We start from the raw sequence: 18174 nt of genomic DNA on the forward strand, positions 1-18174 counted from the left end.
TTAACCTTTCGGGCGACCAAATCGGCCCTGAGACCTGTGATAAATCAAATAGATAGCGATCAAAGCCGCCGCCAGGCCAAACCACGTCAGGGCATAGTCGAGATGGTTGTTGGGCAGGTCGACACGGGTTCGGCCGGCCCTGGGCCATGGCCCGCCCATGGGGTCCGGCTCGGCCTCAACGATGAAGGGGGCGACGGGTCCGAGGCCAAGCTGCATGCCCATCATGACCGGGTCGCGCACCATCCAGACGTTGCGCGCTGGATCGTCGGCACCGTCGAAGGTTCCGCGCGGACGCGGCGTGCGCAGGATGCCTACAAGGCTGACCTCTCCCTCGCTGGGCCTCTCCCCGCGCGCTTCCGGCGCCTTCATTGCCACTGGGACAAAACCGCGATCGACCAGAACGATGGAACCTGCATCGTTCGCCAAGACAAGCGGCGTTATGACCGCATAGCCCGGGGCACCCGTCTCATCTTGCGTGAAATAGTACAACTCGTGCTCGTGCAGAAAGTGCCCGGTCAGCGCCACACGCACATATTCGAGCGCGGCCGCGTCAAGCGCAGTCCAACTTTCAGGACCGGGTATCGCCACCGGATCGGCCGCCATGCGCTCGGTCATGTTCGCGATCAGATCGCCTTTCCATTCAAGGCGGTCAATCTGCCAGAAGCCCAGACCCAGCAGGACAGGCAGCATCGCGGACGTGAGCAGTGTCGGCCAGAGCAATGGCCGGAAGTAATGGTTTACCATCGCCCTACTCCCGCCCGTCGCATTCCAGCCGCCCTTCACTTGCCCTGTGACGAAACTGCTGTGCAATCAGCCAGCCTTTGAGGGGCCGCAGCAGGACAAGCGGCAACAGGATGGTCAGCGGCAGCCACAGCGCGGCATGAACCCAATAAGGTGGCGACCAAGTGACCTCGACCCACAGTACCAGCCCGACAATGACAAAGCCGGCAATCATCATGATGAAGACCGCAGGTCCGTCGCCGGCATCGGCGAAGCCGTAGTCGAGGCCACATCCCGGGCAAGCCGGCGCCAGCGTCAGGAAGCCGTCATAGAGCTTCCCCTTGCCGCAGCGCGGGCAGCAGGATTTGAGCGCCACCTGCATGGAGGAAGGAATTGCATGGCTCTCGGCGTTCATCGATGCCTCCGACTAAAACGAAAGGGCGGCCGCGCTCTCGCCGGCCGCCCCCTTTTGTGCCCCGCAGGCAGGCCTGCGATCAGTGATAGACCGCACCCACCGACGCCCAGACGTAGATGGCGAAGAACAGGAACAGCCAGACCACGTCAACGAAATGCCAGTACCAGGCCGCCGCTTCGAAGCCGAAATGCTGCTTCGAGGTAAAGTGCCCCTTCATCGCGCGCACGAGACATACGATCAGGAAAATCGTACCAACGATGACATGGAAGCCGTGGAAGCCGGTCGCCATGAAAAAGGTCGAACCGTAGATGCTGCCGGCGAAAGAGAACGCCGCATGCTGGTATTCGTAAGCTTGAACCGCCGTGAAGAGCAGGCCAAGCACCACTGTCAGCGCTAGACCTTGTACGAGACCCTTGCGGTCGTCATGCAAAAGCGCGTGATGCGCCCAAGTGACCGTCGTGCCCGAGGTCAGCAGGATCAGCGTGTTGATCAGCGGAAGGTGCCAAGGATCGAAGACTTCGACGCCCTGGGGCGGCCAATGACCGCCGGTGAATTCCACGCGCGCCGCCTGAATCTCTTCGCCGGCGAACAGGCTCGCATCGAAGAAGGCCCAGAACCAGGCGACGAAGAACATCACTTCGGAAGCGATGAAGAGGATCATGCCGTAGCGCAAATGAAGCTGCACCACCGGCGTGTGGTCGCCCTTGTGCGCTTCGCGGACGACGTCGCGCCACCAGCCGAACATCGTGTAGGCGACGATGGCGAAACCGACCAACATCAGCCAGGACGACATGTATTCATGCATCCACATGACGGCGCCGATGGCCAGAATAAACGCGCCGGTCGCGCCGACGATCGGCCAGGCGCTCGGATCAACCAGATGATAGTCGTGATGTTTGGCGTGAGCGTCAGCCATGTCCCCGTCTCTCCAATTCGCGGGCCGCACGTGCGCCGCCCGATCAGTCTATCCCAATTTGTCGGCGCAGCCAGTACGCGCCGGAAGCCCGGGCGAACCGCTAAAACGTACGGTTCGCCACATTGCCTCCAAGTTTCACAATCGTCACAACGAAGAAGAGGACCATCAGCGCGCCCAGTGTCCAGGCAATCGCCAGATTGCGTTGGCGGCGGCGCTTCAGCTGCTCTTCCGTCCAGACTGGCGCCAATATCTCATGGCGCTTGCTTTCGTCCTGCTCGGTCATCTTGTCCTCATGACAGTGACAGCGGGCCCATGGGGGCAACGCCGAGCATCTTCTCGGCCAGCAACAGCGAGAAGACAAGGAACAGGTACAGGATCGAATAGGCAAACAGGCGCTTGGCCGCCATGTCCTGCGCCGCCCCGGCGCGACTCCGCCAGACACCAATGGCAAACCACAGGAAGCCTGCGCCCAGAACCGCGGTCGCGACTGCATAGAGCCAGCCGGCAAAGCCCAGCGCCGCCGGCAGCAGCGTCAAAGGCACCAGCAGCAACGAATAAATCAGAATCTGCCGGCGCGTCTCGGCCTCGCCGGCAACAACCGGTAACATCGGCACGCCGACCTTTTCGTAGTCGCCGCGGCGGTAAAGTGCCAACGCCCAGAAATGCGGCGGCGTCCACATGAAGATGATCAGGAAGAGTACGATCGGTTCGATCGACACCGAGCCGGTCACCGCTGCCCAGCCAATCATCGGGGGGAAAGCGCCGGCGGCGCCGCCAATCACGATGTTCTGCGGCGTACGGCGCTTCAGCCACATCGTGTAAACCACCAGATAGAAGAAGATGGTGAAAGCGAGCAGCGACGCTGCCACCCAGTTCACCAGCACCCCCATTGTCATCACCGAGAAGACCGAAAGAATCGAACCGAAGGCGGCCGCCTCACCCGGAGTCACGCGGCCTCGCGGAATGGGTCGGTCCGCCGTGCGCGCCATCTTCGCGTCGATATCCGCGTCGTACCACATGTTGAGCGCGCCCGACGCACCGGCGCCGACCGCAATGCAGAGCAACGCCGTGAAGGCGATCACCGGGTGGATGCCGCCCGGTGCGACAGCAAGGCCGACAAGCGCCGTGAAGATCACCAGCGACATGACGCGCGGCTTCAGCAGTTCGAAAAAATCACGGGCCGATCCCATGCCCCCGTCGGACATGGCACGGGCGTCGAACTCTTCCTTGCTGATCGCTCTATTCGACATAAGCCGTCGATACCTTCATGTCCCGGTCGGGCCGGGTGTCCGTCTCGAAAGGAAAGCTCCGGCCGATCAACCCGGCCGGAGCATTGATCATTTGATCCGCGGCAGTTCCGAGAACTGGTGGAACGGCGGCGGCGAGGACAGCGTCCACTCCAGCGTCGTCGCTCCTTCGCCCCAGGGATTGTTGACGGCCTTCTCCTTGCGGATGAACGCCTGCGCCACACCGTAGAGGAAGATCAGAACGGCAAAGGCCGAAATGTAGGAACCGATCGACGAGACGTAGTTCCAGTAGGCGAAGGCATCCGGATAATCCGCGTAGCGGCGGGGCATGCCCTGCAGACCAAGAAAATGCTGCGGGAAGAAGATCAGGTTCACGCCGACAAATGTGACCCAGAAGTGCAACTTGCCGACGAATTCGGAATACATGTAACCGAACATTTTCGGGAACCAATAGTACCAGCCCGCAAAAATCGCGAAGACGGCACCGAGAGACAGCACATAGTGGAAATGAGCCACCACGTAATATGTGTCGTGGAGCGCACGGTCGACGCCCGCATTGGCAAGCACGACGCCCGTCACGCCGCCGATGGTAAAGAGGAAAATGAAGCCGATCGCCCAGAGCATCGGCGTCCTGAGATCGATCGATCCGCCCCACATCGTTGCGATCCACGAGAAAATCTTGATGCCTGTTGGCACCGCGATGACCATTGTGGCCGCCACAAAGTAGGCTTGCGTGTTGACCGACATGCCGACCGTGTACATGTGGTGGGCCCAGACGATGAAGCCGACGAAGCCGATGGCGACCATTGCGTAAGCCATGCCGAGATAGCCAAATACCGGCTTTCTCGAGAAGGTCGAGATGATCTGGCTGACGATGCCGAAGCCCGGCAGGATCAGGATGTAGACTTCGGGGTGGCCGAAGAACCAGAAGAGATGCTGGAACAGGATTGGGTCGCCACCGCCCTCAGGCGCGAAGAAAGTGGTCCCGAAATTACGGTCGGTAAGCAGCATGGTGATCGCGCCGGCAAGGACCGGGAGCGAAAGCAGCAGCAGGAACACCGTCACCAGAATCGACCAGACAAAGAGCGGCATCTTGTGCAGCGTCATGCCCGGCGCGCGCATGTTGAAGATGGTGGTGATGAAGTTGATGGCGCCGAGAATCGACGACGCACCCGCGATGTGAAGCGCCAGGATCGCGAAGTCCATTGCCGGTCCCGGCGCGCCTGAGGTCGAAAGCGGCGGATAGATCGTCCAGCCGCCGGCGGCGCCATGGCCGCCGGGAGCGCCCGGCACGAACATCGAGATTACCAGAAGACCCAGCGCCGGCGGGAGCAGCCAGAACGAGATGTTATTCATGCGCGGGAAGGCCATGTCCGGCGCGCCGATCATCAGCGGCACGAACCAGTTGCCGAAACCGCCGATCATCGCCGGCATGACCATGAAGAAGATCATGATCAGACCGTGCGCCGTCACCAGCATGTTGAAGAGGTTGTAGTCGCCGCCGAGAACCTGATCGCCCGGAAGCTGCAGTTCCATGCGCATGACGACCGACATGGCGCCGCCGATGACCCCCGCGATGATCGCGAAGACCAGGTACATCGTGCCGATGTCCTTGTGGTTCGTCGAATAGACGTAGCGCTTCCAGCCCGTGGGGTGGTCGGCGTGATCGGCGTGCGCACCCGCAGCTTGCCCTGCCATCTCTGTAACCCTTCGTTCTTGCGTTTTTGTGCTTTAACTTGACCGTCGACGGAACGCGCTCAGCGCGCGCCCGCCGCTGGAGCTTGAGCCAGTTTCACTTTTCCGTCGCCGCCAAGCGCCGCCTGCTGCTCTTGCGCGACCCATTCCTCGAACTCTTCTTTGGATACGACCTTGACGCTGATCGGCATAAAGGCGTGCCGTGTGCCGCAAAGCTCCGAGCACTGGCCATAGAACATGCCGGTACGCTCGGCGCGGAACCATGTCTCATTGAGGCGGCCGGGGATCGCGTCGATCTTGATGCCAAAGGACGGCACCGCGAAGGCGTGGATCACGTCGGAAGCCGTGACGATGACGCGCACCGTCGTGTCGACGGGCACAACCAGATCGTAATCGGCCGCCAGCAGGCGCGGCTGGCCCGGCTGCAATTGATCGTCCGGGATCATGTTCGAGATAATCGAGATGTCGCCGTGGTCGGGATATTCATAGCCCCAGTACCACTGATAGCCGACCGCCTTCACCGTCAGCTCGGCTTCCGGGATCACAACCTGCTTGTAGAGCAGGCGGAAGGACGGGATCGCGATGACAACGAGAATCATCACCGGGATCACGGTCCATGCGACTTCGAGCAGCGTATTGTGGGTCGTCTTGGAGGGCGTCGGGTTGGACTTGCGATTGAAGCGCAGCACGACGATGGCCAGCAGCGCCGTCACGAAGACGACGATGATGGTGATGATCCAGAGCAGAAATGTGTGGAAAGCGATCAGATCGTCCATAACCGGCGTGGCCGATGCCTGCAAACCGAGGCCGCCGTCATGCGGCTGGCCTGCATATGCGGCGGCAACGAAGCCGCCGTCGAAATGCCAACCCACGAGAGCGAACGCGAAGAGGCCAAAACCAATCAGAAACCGCATGCTTTTCCCCAGCTAGTCAATTCCAAGTCCGGCCCATTGTGGAGCCGTGCACCCAGGCGGCCAAATCTGGCCGTCAGAAACCATAAACCGCCCGCCGCCGCAAGTTCCGCCATCGCCACGCCTCAGATTCCTTCGAGACGTTGATCCCCTGATAGCGTCCGGTTTTGCTGCAGGTGACCTCGCCCCAGCGCCGTTACAGACGACTCGCGGAACGAAGTATAGTCACGGTGGTGGGGGAGGCCACAACGAGCGTCGGCTTTTGCGACGTTTTGCCACAATTAAAGCACCGAATCGGGAATTGCGGAGCCCACAAGGCCGATAACGGCAATTTCCGATGTCGGGGACTTTCCCGCCGCCTGAAATGCCCTAGAGTAATGGTTGGATATTGGCTATTTCGCCGTCCACCGGGATGACGACGGACCCATGCGCGACGAAGCCCTCATTCATTTCCACCTCGGTCGCCGAATTTCGGCGGGTCTTTTGCTGCCGCATAATGGCGGCGCAGCACCTGAGCTCATTTCCGAGGCGGCGCCATGGCTGGATACCCGCGATCCGGGCCGGTGTGTCGTCGGTTTCTGCGCCGCGCATCCCGATCTGGTCGGCGATGTGGTCGGCCCGCCGCCCGCGGGCTGGCAGGAATGGCGGTTTACCGATTGGGATGCCTGGTTCGGCCGCATCAACGGCGTTTTTCTGGTCGACCTTGCGTCGCTGAAGGTGACGCAGTATCCGCTCTATAGCTGCGCGCCGCAGGTGGTGCGTTGCGACCTTACGGGCCTGCCGCGCCGCCTGGTGCCTGTCGAGGCATGGCTCGAACGCTAGGCCTCGCCCCTACCCTCGTTTTCACTCAAGGAAATCCTCAGCCATGAGCCGCGCTCCTTCCGACGACCTCTTTTTCAAGCGCACCGGGCTCGATCGCGGCCGCGTCGAGGGCCTTGTCGGCGAGGCGCTGAACGGGGCCGATGACGGCGAGCTCTTCATGGAGTATCGCCAATCGGAGGCGCTGGGTTTCGATGACGGCCGTCTCAAAACCGCAAGCTTCGACACGAACCAGGGCTTTGGCCTTCGTTGTGTGGCCGGTGAGGCGACCGGCTATGCCCATGCCTCCGAACTCAGCGAGGAGGCGCTGAAGCGCGCCAGCGCCGCCGTACAGGCGGTCAAGAGCGGCCATAGCGGCACGCTGGCCGACGGTCCGGCGCGCACCAACGCGCATCTCTATTCCGACGAGAACCCGCTGGGCGGCCAGAGCTTCGAGGAGAAGGCAAAGCTGCTGGCCGAGATCGACGCCTATGCGCGCGGGCTCGACAAGCGCGTGCGGCAGGTTTCGGTTTCGATGACCGGCGAGTGGCAGGCGGTCGAGATCATCCGCGCCGGCGGAGCGACACTGCGCGACGTGCGGCCGCTGGTGCGTCTCAACGTCGCCATCGTCGCCGGCGAGGGCGACCGGCAGGAAACGGGTTCGTGGGGCGTCGGCGGGCGCATGGGCTACGACGTCTTTATCGATCCGCTGAAATGGCGCGGCCAGGTCGACATGGCGCTGGCACAGGCGCTGATCAATCTCGATGCGGTGCCGGCGCCGGCCGGCGAAATGGATGTGGTGCTCGGGCCGGGCTGGCCGGGCATCCTTTTGCACGAGGCGATCGGTCATGGGCTCGAAGGCGATTTCAACCGCAAGAAGACATCGGCCTTTGCCGGTCTTCTCGGTCAGCGCGTCGCCGCGCCCGGCGTGACCGTGGTCGATGACGGGACGCTGGCCGACCGGCGCGGCTCGCTGTCGATCGACGACGAAGGCACGCCGACCTCGCGCACGGTGCTGATCGAAGACGGCATTCTCAAAGGTTATATGCAGGACAGGCTCAATGCGCGCCTGATGGGGATGGCGCCGACAGGCAACGGACGGCGCGAATCCTATGCGCATCAGCCGATGCCGCGCATGACCAACACCTACATGCTGTCGGGCAATCGCGAGGCGGACGAAATTCTTTCGTCGGTGAAGAAAGGCCTTTATGCGGTTTCCTTCGGGAGCGGACAGGTCGATATCACGTCGGGCAAATTCGTCTTCACCTGCACCGAGGCCTATCTGATCGAGAACGGCAAGATCGGCGCGCCGGTCAAGGGCGCGACGCTGATCGGCAACGGACCGGATGTGCTGACGCGCGTTTCGATGATCGGCAACGACATGAAGCTCGATCCCGGCATCGGCACCTGCGGCAAGGTGGGACAAGGCGTGCCCGTCGGCGTCGGCCAGCCGACGCTCCGGATCGACGGGCTGACGGTCGGCGGCACGGCGCGGGCGGCGTAAGAGAGCAAAATAAAATATCCGCCTACGGAGCAAGGCACCATTTTTGCCTGTTTTACCCCCCCTCTGTCACTGAACTGTCATAAAACTGTCACAAATGTCTTCGGAACCCTGTTCAGGCCGGGGATAAAACGGGGATAAATAAAACTTATCCCCGGTTTGCGGCGCGCCGAAAATGCCCGCTGTCAGACCGAGGCCAGAAACACTGCAATCTCCGCATCGCTCCGTAGCCGGAATACCCGCGCATGGACCGCGTCGCGGGCCAGCGCTTCCTCGATCATCGCGTCGTGGGTGCGCTTGAAATTCCAGATGAAGCGATAGAAGGCCGGGTCGATCTTTTCGGGGCAGCCGGGCGCGAGGTCGGCGCGGGTTTCGCCGAACAATGTCAGCGTGCGGCGGAAGGCGCGCCAGAGACAGACGCGGCGTGGCTGGTCGACCCAGACCACGGTGTCGGCGCGCGGCAGGCGCAGGTCGAAGGTGCGGCTGAAATTGCCGTCGATGATCCAGCGGTCCTCCGCCACCGCCGCGGCGACCTTCGGCCGGAACTCGTCATAGGAACTTTCGACCCAGCCCGGTTTCCAGAACAGCACGTCGAGATGGACGACCGGCAGAGCGAGCTTCGCGCCCAGCGCGCGGGCGAGCGTCGACTTGCCGCCGCCGGAGCAGCCGATGACGAGGATGCGTTTCATCCCTTCTTGCTGTGGCAGACCGCCTGCAGCTTGTTGCCTTCGGGATCGCGGATATAGGCGCCGTAGTAGTTCGGATGGTAATGCGGGCGGAGGCCCGGCGCGCCTTCGCTGGTGCCGCCCATTTCGAGCGCCCTGGCGTGGAAGGCGTCGACCGCGGCGCGATTGGGGGCGAGGAAGGCCGCGTGCCAGCCATTGCCCGCATGATGCGGTTCGCCGTCGAAGGGTGTCCCAATGAAAACCTTGGGGCCTGTCAGCGTACCGTAGGATGCCCGGCCCTGCCGCTTGTAGAAAGGCTCGATGCCGAGCGTCGCCAGCACCGCGTCGTAGAAGATGGCTGCCTTGTCCGGGTCCTGCGAACCGATGGTGACGTGACTGAACATGGGCGCCCTCCCTGTTATGCGTCCCGCCATAATAATGGATCGCTGGCGCGGAAGGCCTCGAAAGATGCGCAAACCGTTTCGCGGATAAGCGCCGTTGCGTCCCCCTCCCCGGCGACCACGCCGAACTGGCCGTTGAGCCAGAGGGAGGCCAGCCCATGCGTCACGCCGAGCATGGCGGCAATCAGCCTGGCCGGGTTCCCCTCCGGCAGCACGCCGGCGCGCTGGCACGTGCCCACCGTCTCTTCCAGCAGCGCGTAGCTTTCGGCCCGCGCGGCACGCGCATCGGCCCAGGTTTCGCCGTCGGTCCATGGGTGGGCGAGCATGATGCGAAAGGCGCCCGGCGCGTCGAGCATGAAGGCGAGATAGGTTTCCGGGAGTACCAGCAGGCGTGCCCAGGGGTCGGCGCCCTGCTCCGCCTGCGCCGCCGCCTCGCGGGCATGCAGCTCGCGGTAGCCCCAGGCGGCGATGGCTGCCAGCAGCGCCTCGCGGGAGGCGAAATGGCGGTAGGTCGCGGCATGGGTGACGCCCGCTTCGGCCGCCAGTTCCCTCAGCGTGAAGTCCGGCGCGCCGCGCGCGGCGATCCGCTGCATGGCGAGGCGCATCAGCGCGTCGCGCAGGCTTCCGTGGTGATATTCGGCGGGTTTCCGCCGTTCGGCCGGCATGCGGGCTCCTCCTGTTGACTCATGTTACCATTGGTCACATGCTCGCGCCAAACCAAAAGGGAGGCGGGAGATGGGCGGGCGGCGATTGTTTTCGGGCGGCACCATATTGCCGATGACGGCGGGCGCGGCGGAAGCGGAGGCGGTGCTGGTCGAGGATGGCCGCATCCTCGCGGTGGGCGATGCCGCTTCGCTGGGCGACATGGCGGGCGCAGGCGCCACCCGCATCGACCTTGCCGGCGCGACGCTGATGCCCGGCCTCATCGACGCGCATCCGCATCTCCTTCATTTCTCGTCGCTCGCCATCGGCACCTGCCAGCTTTTCGACGCGCGCGACCACGCGGACATCGTCAATCGCATCCGCAATCACTGCACGATCCTGCCGCCGGGCATGTGGGCGCTCTGCTCGCCCATCGGCGAGCCGCATTATTTTCTGAGGCGGAGCTGGCGCGATCTCGCGGAAGGCGTGCTGCCCGACCGGCATGTGCTCGATCGCGCGGCGCCCGACCGGCCGGTGCTGATCCAGGCCTGGGCGCCGGTCACGCCCAATATCGCGGTGCTGAATTCGGCCGCGCTGCACGAAGCCGGCATCACGTCGGAGACGCCCGACAAGGTTTGCGGCGTCACCATCCACAAGGACGCGCAAGGCCAGCCGACCGGCCATCTCGAAGGACCGGTCAATAATTACTACACCGACGATCCATTCTGGCTTTCGATCATGGGACATGTCGGCGCGCCGCCGGACTGGCTCTGGGAAGCGGGCGCGCTGGCGGGGCTCAAGGCCTATAACGCGCTCGGCGTGACCGGCGGCTACGAATCCCACGCGATGGAGCCCGCCCATATCGAGGCCTATCGGAAAATCCGCAACGATGGCGCGCTCACGGTTCGCATCGCCGCGACGATGGACGCCGCCGACCTCGCTTTCGATCCGACCAAGGTGCCGGACAACGACGCGCTTTTCGCGCGGCTGCAACTGGCGAAATCATGGGAAGAGAAATCGGACCCGCTGTTCCGCTTCAACGGCATCACGCTGTCGCGCGGCGGACCCTGCTGGCCGGGCTATCTGCGCCAGCACAAAGCCTATCCGGGGCCGGACGGCGTGCTCACCAACGGCAAGACCTTCCTGCCGCATGAGGTCGAATATCTCGTCATCCGCTACTGCCTCGCGCATGATCTGCGCTTCAACATGGTGCTGGGCGGCGACCGCGACGCCGACGATCTGCTGCAGACGCTCGATGCGCTGACATCGGGCATGGATACGGCGGCGCTCGACTGGGTCGTGCAGCATGTGCTGATGCTGACCGACGCGCAGTGCCGCCGCATCGCCGAATTCGGTTTCCATGTCACCACCAGTCCCGGCTTCGTCTGGGGCAAGGGGGCGCTTTATCGCGAGCGGCTGGGCGAGGCGGCGCTCGATAATTTCGTGCCGGCGCGGAAGCTGATCGATCTCGGCGCCAGCGTTTCGTTCGGATCGGATTGGGGGCCGGACAATCCCTTCGAGCAGATGCAGTTCGCCGAGACGCAGGAGTTCTGCGGCGAAGGCATCTGCGCGCATCGCCATGCGCATCGCGTCACGCGGCGGGAAGCGCTGCTGGCCTATACCGGCAATGCGGCGCGCGTCATGCAGTGGAAGGAGATCGGCGCGATCGCGCCCGGCTTCCACGCCGATTTCGCGATCGTCGACCGCAATCCACTTGCCTGTGCGGTTGAGGATCTGGCCGGCACAAAGGTGCTGGCGACGGTGCTGGGTGGCGCGGCGGTGCATGATACGGGGGTGATGTAGGGGGGTGACGAGTTTGGGGAGATGTACGGAGTGTTCCGGTTGAAGTCAGAACCTGAACTTCACTGAAGCAACCTTTGCCGTGCCGTAAAATCCCGCGAATACGGCAAGCGCTTCCTTGAGCGTTTGCCTCACCGCTTCTGTCGCGGCCTCGCCTTCACCAGAAATCGACTCCAGAAAATACTCGTATGCCTCGCCGGAGTCAGACAGATGTATTTCCTGCTTGAGCATGACCTGATACCGCTTTCCCAGAATCGACAACACGAAATAGAGCTCCGATGGGGAGTCCCGATACCGCGCGGTCAAAACAAGGAATGCCGCTTTTTCCCTGTCTACTGTCCACATGGACAAATCATGGGAATGACCGACCGGGTACTGAATCGACTTGATACTCGCTTTGTCTGCCTCCGGGATGCGTTCGTTGATGAAGGGCATGTCAGAACGCGAATTCCTTGAAGACCGGGTCGACGGAGCCGTTCCAGCGGCCGTGATAGAGGGCCAGCAGTTCCTCGGCCGGGGTGATGCCGGTTTCGACGATTTTTTCGACGGCGTGGAGATGGATCGCTTCCGTTCCGCCGACGCCATCGCCATTGGCGCGGGCGTCGAGGCCGGCGCGGGAGAGTTCGACGGCGCGGCGCGCGACATCGAGCAGCGTGCCGCCGCGGAAGGGCGTCTTCAGCGCCAGTCTCGGCACGTCGTCGCGCAGTTTCTGGCGCTCTTCATCCGTCCAGTCCTTGACGAGATCCCAGGCGGCGTCGAGCGAGGACTGCTCGTAAAGCAGGCCGACCCAGAAGGCCGGAAGCCCACAGATGCGCGCCCAGGGGCCGCCATCGGCGCCGCGCATTTCCATATAGTTCTTGATCCGCGCCTCGGGGAAGATCGTCGTCAGGTGATTGTTCCAGTCGCCGCGCGTCGGCACTTCGCCGGGCAGTGCCGGCAGGCGGCCGTCGAGGAAATCGCGGAAGGACTGCCCGGTCGCGTCGATATATTTGCCATCGCGGTAGACGAAATACATCGGCACATCGAGCGCGTAATCGACATAGCGCTCGAAGCCGAAGCCCTGTTCGAAGACGAAGGGGATCATGCCCGAACGCGCCCGGTCGGTGTCGGTCCAGACATGTGAGCGGTAGGAGAGATAGCCGTTGGGCTTGCCCTCGGTGAAGGGCGAATTGGCGAAGATCGCGGTTGCCACCGGCTGCAGCGCAATGGCCACGCGCAGCTTCTTCACCATGTCGGCTTCCGACGAGAAGTCGAGGTTCACCTGCACCGTGCAGGAGCGGTACATCATGTCGAGCCCCATGGTCCCGACCTTTTTCATGTACTCGGTCATGATCTTGTAGCGGCCCTTGGGCATGACTGGAATTTCGTCGCGCCGCCAGTTGGGCGTGAAGCCGAGCCCCAGAAAGCCGATGCCGTGTTCGTCGCCGACTTCCTTCACCTGCGCCAGATGATCGTGCAGTTCCGAACAGGTCTGGTGCAGGGTTTCGAGCGCCGCGCCCGAGAGTTCGAACTGGCCGCCCGGTTCGAGCGAGACGTTACCGTGGCCCTCGTTTTCGAGGCCGATGATGTGTTCGCCCTCCATGACCGGTTGCCAGCCGAAGCGCATCAGGCCTTCCAGCATGGCGCGGATGCCGTGGTCGCCGCCATAGGGGATCGGCGTCAGGTTCTTCACACAGAAGGGAAACTTTTCGTGCTCGGTGCCGATGCGCCAGTCGGATTTCGGCTTGTTGCCGCGCTCCAGCGCGGCCACGAGATCGCGACGGTCGGTGATGGGCTCGGGCCCGGCGACGAGTATGCTCATGCGAGCCCCTTTGTTCCTCCGCGGACCTTGTTGTCGTGTCGGGGGGCATCAGCCCATGACCCCCGACCGGTCCTTCGCGTCGCCCAGATGTAGGAGCGGGATTCGCGGCTGACAAGCGCAAATCTCGGTCGCGACTTATACTTATTCTACAGACCGGGCCCGGAAAGCGGGGCCGGCTGCGACATGGCATCGTTCTCTTCCCCGGCATGTGAGAGGATCGGCCCGAACAGCAAAAGGAGGATCCCCATGCGGCTCGGTATTCTGACGGGCGGCGGCGATGTGCCGGGGCTCAACTCGTGCATCAAGGCGGTGACGCGGCGCGCGGCCGAACTCGGCTGGGAGGTGATCGGCTTCCGGCGCGGCTGGGCGGGGCCGATGAACTACAATCCCGACGATCCGGAGGGGAGCGAGCAACATCTGATGCGGCTCGACACGGAAGCCGTGCGCACCATCGACCGCGAGGGCGGCACGATCCTGCACACGACGCGCACCGATCCGCAATGGATGGTCGAGGCGAAGCTTCCCGATTTCCTGAAGGGAAAATTCAAGCTCTCCGACAAGGGAACCGTCGACACCACGCCGCACATCTTGCGCGTCTTCGAGCATCTCGGCATCGACGTGATGGTGACGATCGGCGGCGACGGCACGCTGGCCTATGCCGCACAACTGCACAGCGAAGGCATGAAGATCGTCTCGATCCCGAAGACGATGGACAATGACGTGTTCGGCACCGATTACTGCATTGGCTTCTCGACGGCCGTGTCGCGGTCGGTCGAACATATCAACGCGCTGCGCACCTCGACGGGCAGCCATGAACGCATCGCGGTGGTCGAACTCTTCGGCCGGCAGTCGGGTGAGACGGCGCTGATCGCGAGCTATCTCGCCGATGTCGACCGCGCCATCATCGCCGAAGTGCCCTTCGATGTGGCAAAGCTCGGCGAGATGCTGGCGGCGGACCGGATGGCCAATCCCGCGCGCTACGCGATGGTGGTGATTTCGGAAGGGGCCAAGATGGAAGGCGGCGAGACGCTGACCCATGGCGCGGCGGACGAATATGGCCGCAAGCGGCTCGGCGGCATCGGCCATCTGGTCGGCGAGGAACTGACGCGGCTGACAGGCATCGACACGATTACCCAGTCGCTCGCTTACCTCATGCGCGCCGGGCCGCCCGATGCGCTGGACCAGATGGTGGCCAAGAGCTTCGGCACGCTGGCTGTGCAGGAGATCGCGGCGGGTCGCACCGGCTTCATGACGGCGCTGCGCGACGGCAATTACGAGACCGTGCCCGCCGCGCTCTGCACGGAGAGCCGGAAGCGCGTCGATGTCGATGCCTTCTACGACCGCGACGCCTATCGCCCGCGCATTGCCAGAGTGATGGGCAAGCCGATGTTTCTGTATTGAGGCGTTTCCCGTCCTCCCGCCGGGTAAGGGCGGGAAGCAGAGAGACCGTGTCCGATCAGGAGCGGGGACGCGAGCCCGGCCGCTTCAGCTGCATGGTCTGGCGGCCTTCTTCATTGTCGCCGATGATCCTGAAGCCGAGGCGCTCATAGAGCGCGTGAGCGTCGTTGGTGGAGAGCATGATGCGCGTAACGGCGGCGAGCGCGGGGTCGTTGACCATCGTCTCGACAATCCATTTGCCGTGACCATTGCCGCGATGAACCGGCAGGATATAGACGTCGCTCATCCAAGCGAAGCGGGTCATATCTGTGACCATGCGGCCGAAGCCGGCCTGCTCGCCGTCCGGCGAATAGAGACCATAGGCGTGCGAGTTGACGATGCTGGTCCAGAGAACATCCGGCGGCACCTCGCTGGCCCAGTAGGTGGCCCCGAGCATCTTCAGGATGGACTCCTTGTCGAGCCGCGACTTGTCGGTGTTGATTTCGAAACCGTGGCGGCTCCAGGACGAAACGTCGGACGAACTCATACGCTTACTCTCTGTTTTTACTTGTTGTTCCGGCTATACGGCTCCCGCACGTTGAGCATAGGTCCAGGCTTCCTGTGCGAGCGGCCGCACATTCTGCGCCATCTGTTTGGCATGTTCGCTTGATGCCGTTCCGTCCCTCACCCGCCCCGCGATTCCCTGAAGGATACCGGCAAGCCGGAAGAAATTATACGAAAAATAGAAATCGAGGTTTTCGATTCCGCCGGGGCGATTCGTCCGTTCGCAGTACATCGCAATGTACTCGTCGAGCGTCGGAATACCCAATTCCTTCAGATTGGCCGTCCGGATCGAACCGGTGCCGCCGCCGGTGCCCTGGCCGGGCATCACCCATTGCATCAGGCTGTAGGTGAAATCGCCGAGTGGATGTCCCAGCGTCGACAATTCCCAATCGAGAACGGCGATCACCTTCGGCTCTGTCGGATGCAGGATCGTATTGTCGAGACGGTAGTCACCGTGGACGACCGATGTCGAATCATCCTGCGGCACATTTTCGGGAAGCCATTCCATCAGACGATTCATCTCCGGAATGGATTCGGTTTCGGATGCCACATATTGTTTCGACCAGCGTGAAATCTGGCGCGTGAAATAGTTTCCCGGCTTGCCGAAATCGCCGAGGCCCGCCGCCGCGTAGTCAACCATGTGCAGCCGCGCCAGCGTGTCGTTGAGCGCCTCATAGATCTTCCAGCGCATGGCGGGTTCGATGCCCGGCAGCAGCGGCTCCCAAAGTACGCGGCCCTCGACCATGTCCATGATGTAAAACATGGTGCCGATGACGCTGTCGTCGTCGCAGAGACAGTAAGTGCGCGGCGCGGGGAAACCGACGCCGTGAAGCGCGGTGATGACCTTGTATTCGCGATCGACCGCATGGGCCGACGGCAGGAGCTTGCCCGGCGGCTTGCGCCGCAGCACGTATTTTTTCGACGGCGTGACGAGCTGATAGGTCGGGTTCGACTGACCGCCCTTAAACTGGCTGACCGTCAACGGACCCTTGAAGCCATCGACATGGGCTGCCATGTATGCCTCAAGGCGCTTTTCGTCGAACCTGTGCGTGTCGGCCACTTCCTTGGTGCCGGAAAACTGTTCCTGCCGGCTTTCAGTTGCGTCGGTCATTTTGTTTTACTCCCCGTGTCGTTTATTCTGTGTACGTCTTTTCCGGTGTCCGCTCCCTCTTCCCACCCTCCCCCTGTGGGAGGGTCAAACGGTCGAAGACCGTTTGGGGAGGGGTCGCGGACGAATTCACAAATTCAGCCGATAGCGCGTTACATTTTCGAGAGCGGAGTCCCCCTCAGCGAACGAGCTGACGCTCGTTCGCCCCTCCCACAGGGGGAGGGTGGGAAGAAAGGACGTTGCGCGCTCTGCATCGATCGCTCCCATCTACGCGTTCTGCTTCTCGCGCTCGATGGCGCGGTAGCCGATGTCGCGGCGGCAGAAGCCTTCGGGCCAATCGATCAGGGCAACGGCGCGGTAGGCACGCGCCTGGGCTTCGACGGTGCTGGCGGCTGTCGCCGTGACGTTGAGCACGCGTCCGCCCGTGGCCAGGATACGGCCGTCCTCGGCCTTCGTGCCAGCGTGAAAGATTTCGACGCCCTGGATGGCGCCGGCCGCATCAAGACCCTTGATCTCGGTATTCTTTTCATAATCGCCCGGATAGCCGTTCGCGGCCATGACGACGGTGAGCGCCACCTCGTCTTTCCAGCGCAGGGCGGCCGAGGCGAGCGTGCCATCATGCGTCGCCATCAACAGGGGCAGTAGATCGCAGTCGAGGCGCGTCATCAGAACCTGCGTCTCCGGATCGCCGAAGCGCGCGTTGTATTCGATCAGCTTCGGGCCGTCCTTTGTCAGCATCAGGCCGGCATAGAGGACGCCCTTGAAGGGCGTGCCGCGGGCGGCCATCGCCTTCACCGTCGGTTCGACAATCTCGCGCATGGCGCGGGTGCAGAGGCCCGGCGTCATCACCGGCGCCGGCGAATAGGCGCCCATACCGCCGGTGTTCGGGCCCTTGTCGCCATCGAAAACGCGCTTGTGGTCCTGCGCGGTTGCCAGCGGCAGGGCCGTCTTGCCGTCGCAAAGCGCAAAGAAGCTTGCTTCCTCGCCTTCGAGAAACTCCTCGACCACGACCTCTGCGCCAGCGGCGCCGAAGCGGCCGGAGAAGATTTCATCGACGGCTGCTTCGGCCTCTGCCGATGTGAGCGCGACGATGACGCCCTTCCCCGCCGCAAGGCCGTCGGCCTTGACGACGATCGGCACGCCTTTCTTGCGGATGAAATCCTTCGCCGGCGCCGCTTCGGAAAAGCGTCCGTAAGCCGCTGTCGGGATATTCCACTCGGCGCAGAGATCCTTGGTGAAACCCTTGGAGCCTTCGAGACGGGCCGCCGCCGCCGAGGGGCCGAAGCTGGCGATGCCCTCGGCATCGAGACGATCGACCAGGCCGGCGACCAGCGGATCCTCCGGACCGACGACGACGAAGCCAATGCTGTTGGCGCGGCAGAAGGCGACAATGCCGTCGAAATCGACGGGCGCGAGCGCAATACATTCAGCGACCGCCGCAATGCCGCCATTTCCCGGCGCGCAATAGAGCGTGTCGCAAAGCGGGCTCTGGCGGATTTTCCAGCACAGCGCATGTTCACGGCCGCCCGAGCCGATGACGAGAATGTTCATGGGGTCTCAACTCCCGGAAGAGGCGGGCGGGCCGCCCAGAAAACGCGCCCCGCCAAAGCGGT

The 18174-nt window shown here is 63.1% G+C and carries 19 protein-coding genes; 4 read left to right on the top strand and 15 right to left on the bottom strand.

Annotated elements, in window-relative coordinates:
- The 7 genes from Q7V31_RS07495 to coxB form a co-directional block, all read right to left on the bottom strand.
- Positions 1-744 (bottom strand): SURF1 family protein, encoded by a 744-nt coding sequence (locus Q7V31_RS07495; RefSeq protein ID WP_304733411.1) that lies wholly within the window; start codon positions 742-744, stop codon positions 1-3.
- 4 nt (positions 745-748) lie between these two features.
- The gene (locus Q7V31_RS07500) at positions 749-1135 is read right to left on the bottom strand and encodes a DUF983 domain-containing protein (RefSeq protein WP_304733412.1); all 387 of its coding nucleotides are present in this window, start codon (positions 1133-1135) and stop codon (positions 749-751) included.
- A 79-nt stretch (positions 1136-1214) separates the two neighbouring features.
- Complete coding sequence (locus Q7V31_RS07505; protein ID WP_304733413.1) at positions 1215-2051, bottom strand: cytochrome c oxidase subunit 3; 837 nt, start codon at positions 2049-2051, stop codon at positions 1215-1217.
- A gap of 100 nt (positions 2052-2151) precedes the next feature.
- Positions 2152-2334, bottom strand: coding sequence for a hypothetical protein (locus tag Q7V31_RS07510; RefSeq protein WP_304733414.1), 183 nt, complete (start codon positions 2332-2334; stop codon positions 2152-2154).
- 7 nt (positions 2335-2341) lie between these two features.
- Positions 2342-3301, bottom strand: coding sequence for a heme o synthase (locus Q7V31_RS07515; protein ID WP_304733415.1), 960 nt, complete (start codon positions 3299-3301; stop codon positions 2342-2344).
- Between the two features lie 87 nt (positions 3302-3388).
- Positions 3389-4996, bottom strand: coding sequence for a cytochrome c oxidase subunit I (gene ctaD / locus Q7V31_RS07520; RefSeq protein ID WP_304733416.1), 1608 nt, complete (start codon positions 4994-4996; stop codon positions 3389-3391).
- 59 nt (positions 4997-5055) lie between these two features.
- Positions 5056-5907: a cytochrome c oxidase subunit II gene (gene coxB, locus Q7V31_RS07525; RefSeq protein ID WP_304733417.1), complete on the bottom strand. Its 852-nt coding sequence runs from the start codon at positions 5905-5907 to the stop codon at positions 5056-5058.
- A gap of 423 nt (positions 5908-6330) precedes the next feature.
- Between coxB and Q7V31_RS07530 the strand changes: the two genes are divergently transcribed.
- Together Q7V31_RS07530 and tldD are read left to right on the top strand one after the other, a co-directional pair.
- A complete protein-coding gene (locus tag Q7V31_RS07530; protein WP_304733419.1) occupies positions 6331-6726 on the top strand; it encodes a hypothetical protein in 396 nt (131 codons plus the stop codon).
- A 43-nt stretch (positions 6727-6769) separates the two neighbouring features.
- Positions 6770-8206: a metalloprotease TldD gene (gene tldD / locus Q7V31_RS07535; protein ID WP_304733420.1), complete on the top strand. Its 1437-nt coding sequence runs from the start codon at positions 6770-6772 to the stop codon at positions 8204-8206.
- Between the two features lie 182 nt (positions 8207-8388).
- On the opposite strand, the gene Q7V31_RS07540 is transcribed toward tldD, so the two are convergent.
- The 3 genes from Q7V31_RS07540 to Q7V31_RS07550 are packed head-to-tail and all read right to left on the bottom strand — an operon-like array spanning position 8389 to position 9934.
- A complete protein-coding gene (locus tag Q7V31_RS07540) occupies positions 8389-8892 on the bottom strand; it encodes a topology modulation protein (RefSeq protein ID WP_304733421.1) in 504 nt (167 codons plus the stop codon).
- On the bottom strand, positions 8889-9272 hold the full coding sequence (locus Q7V31_RS07545; protein WP_304733422.1) for a VOC family protein: 384 nt from the start codon (positions 9270-9272) through the stop codon (positions 8889-8891). The genes Q7V31_RS07540 and Q7V31_RS07545 overlap by 4 nt, the downstream gene beginning before the upstream one ends.
- 14 nt (positions 9273-9286) lie before the next feature.
- Positions 9287-9934 carry a TetR/AcrR family transcriptional regulator gene (locus Q7V31_RS07550; protein ID WP_304733423.1) on the bottom strand — a complete coding sequence of 216 codons (648 nt, stop codon included), beginning with the start codon at positions 9932-9934 and terminating at the stop codon, positions 9287-9289.
- Positions 9935-10004: 70 nt separating this feature from the next.
- Here Q7V31_RS07550 and Q7V31_RS07555 point away from each other — a divergent pair, with 70 nt between their 5' ends.
- Complete coding sequence (locus Q7V31_RS07555; RefSeq protein WP_304733424.1) at positions 10005-11714, top strand: amidohydrolase; 1710 nt, start codon at positions 10005-10007, stop codon at positions 11712-11714.
- A 45-nt stretch (positions 11715-11759) separates the two neighbouring features.
- Here the strand turns inward: Q7V31_RS07555 and Q7V31_RS07560 are convergent, their stop codons facing one another.
- Together Q7V31_RS07560 and Q7V31_RS07565 are read right to left on the bottom strand one after the other, a co-directional pair.
- On the bottom strand, positions 11760-12146 hold the full coding sequence (locus Q7V31_RS07560) for a hypothetical protein (RefSeq protein WP_304733425.1): 387 nt from the start codon (positions 12144-12146) through the stop codon (positions 11760-11762).
- 1 nt (position 12147) lies between these two features.
- Positions 12148-13512, bottom strand: coding sequence for a glutamate--cysteine ligase (locus Q7V31_RS07565; protein WP_304733426.1), 1365 nt, complete (start codon positions 13510-13512; stop codon positions 12148-12150).
- Positions 13513-13758: 246 nt separating this feature from the next.
- On the opposite strand from Q7V31_RS07565, the gene Q7V31_RS07570 reads away from it, so the two are divergent.
- Positions 13759-14913: a 6-phosphofructokinase gene (locus Q7V31_RS07570; protein ID WP_304733427.1), complete on the top strand. Its 1155-nt coding sequence runs from the start codon at positions 13759-13761 to the stop codon at positions 14911-14913.
- Positions 14914-14968: 55 nt separating this feature from the next.
- Here the strand turns inward: Q7V31_RS07570 and Q7V31_RS07575 are convergent, their stop codons facing one another.
- From Q7V31_RS07575 to purD, 3 genes are all read right to left on the bottom strand, one after another.
- Complete coding sequence (locus tag Q7V31_RS07575; RefSeq protein WP_304733429.1) at positions 14969-15436, bottom strand: GNAT family N-acetyltransferase; 468 nt, start codon at positions 15434-15436, stop codon at positions 14969-14971.
- Between the two features lie 33 nt (positions 15437-15469).
- Positions 15470-16564, bottom strand: a complete 1095-nt coding sequence (locus Q7V31_RS07580; protein WP_304733431.1) for a phosphotransferase — start codon at positions 16562-16564, stop codon at positions 15470-15472.
- A 264-nt stretch (positions 16565-16828) separates the two neighbouring features.
- Positions 16829-18112: a phosphoribosylamine--glycine ligase gene (gene purD, locus Q7V31_RS07585; RefSeq protein ID WP_304733433.1), complete on the bottom strand. Its 1284-nt coding sequence runs from the start codon at positions 18110-18112 to the stop codon at positions 16829-16831.
- Positions 18113-18174 lie beyond the last annotated feature (62 nt).

Origin of the sequence: Parvibaculum sp. (assembly GCF_030651915.1) — a bacterium.
GTDB lineage: Bacteria > Pseudomonadota > Alphaproteobacteria > Parvibaculales > Parvibaculaceae > Parvibaculum.

Bases quoted from the DNA above. Each gene is read 5' to 3' on its own strand.
- Q7V31_RS07500 (WP_304733412.1), bottom strand. From the start codon at position 1,135: ATGAACGCCGAGAGCCATGCAATTCCTTCCTCCATGCAGGTGGCGCTC.
- Q7V31_RS07530 (WP_304733419.1), top strand. From the start codon at position 6,331: ATGCGCGACGAAGCCCTCATTCATTTCCACCTCGGTCGCCGAATTTCG.
- Q7V31_RS07550 (WP_304733423.1), bottom strand. From the start codon at position 9,934: ATGCCGGCCGAACGGCGGAAACCCGCCGAATATCACCACGGAAGCCTG.
- Q7V31_RS07570 (WP_304733427.1), top strand. From the start codon at position 13,759: ATGCGGCTCGGTATTCTGACGGGCGGCGGCGATGTGCCGGGGCTCAAC.
- Q7V31_RS07505 (WP_304733413.1), bottom strand. From the start codon at position 2,051: ATGGCTGACGCTCACGCCAAACATCACGACTATCATCTGGTTGATCCG.
- purD (WP_304733433.1), bottom strand. From the start codon at position 18,112: ATGAACATTCTCGTCATCGGCTCGGGCGGCCGTGAACATGCGCTGTGC.
- Q7V31_RS07580 (WP_304733431.1), bottom strand. From the start codon at position 16,564: ATGACCGACGCAACTGAAAGCCGGCAGGAACAGTTTTCCGGCACCAAG.
- Q7V31_RS07515 (WP_304733415.1), bottom strand. From the start codon at position 3,301: ATGTCGAATAGAGCGATCAGCAAGGAAGAGTTCGACGCCCGTGCCATG.
- ctaD (WP_304733416.1), bottom strand. From the start codon at position 4,996: ATGGCAGGGCAAGCTGCGGGTGCGCACGCCGATCACGCCGACCACCCC.
- Q7V31_RS07545 (WP_304733422.1), bottom strand. From the start codon at position 9,272: ATGTTCAGTCACGTCACCATCGGTTCGCAGGACCCGGACAAGGCAGCC.
- Q7V31_RS07555 (WP_304733424.1), top strand. From the start codon at position 10,005: ATGGGCGGGCGGCGATTGTTTTCGGGCGGCACCATATTGCCGATGACG.
- Q7V31_RS07510 (WP_304733414.1), bottom strand. From the start codon at position 2,334: ATGACCGAGCAGGACGAAAGCAAGCGCCATGAGATATTGGCGCCAGTC.
- coxB (WP_304733417.1), bottom strand. From the start codon at position 5,907: ATGCGGTTTCTGATTGGTTTTGGCCTCTTCGCGTTCGCTCTCGTGGGT.
- Q7V31_RS07575 (WP_304733429.1), bottom strand. From the start codon at position 15,436: ATGAGTTCGTCCGACGTTTCGTCCTGGAGCCGCCACGGTTTCGAAATC.
- Q7V31_RS07540 (WP_304733421.1), bottom strand. From the start codon at position 8,892: ATGAAACGCATCCTCGTCATCGGCTGCTCCGGCGGCGGCAAGTCGACG.
- tldD (WP_304733420.1), top strand. From the start codon at position 6,770: ATGAGCCGCGCTCCTTCCGACGACCTCTTTTTCAAGCGCACCGGGCTC.
- Q7V31_RS07560 (WP_304733425.1), bottom strand. From the start codon at position 12,146: ATGCCCTTCATCAACGAACGCATCCCGGAGGCAGACAAAGCGAGTATC.
- Q7V31_RS07495 (WP_304733411.1), bottom strand. From the start codon at position 744: ATGGTAAACCATTACTTCCGGCCATTGCTCTGGCCGACACTGCTCACG.
- Q7V31_RS07565 (WP_304733426.1), bottom strand. From the start codon at position 13,512: ATGAGCATACTCGTCGCCGGGCCCGAGCCCATCACCGACCGTCGCGAT.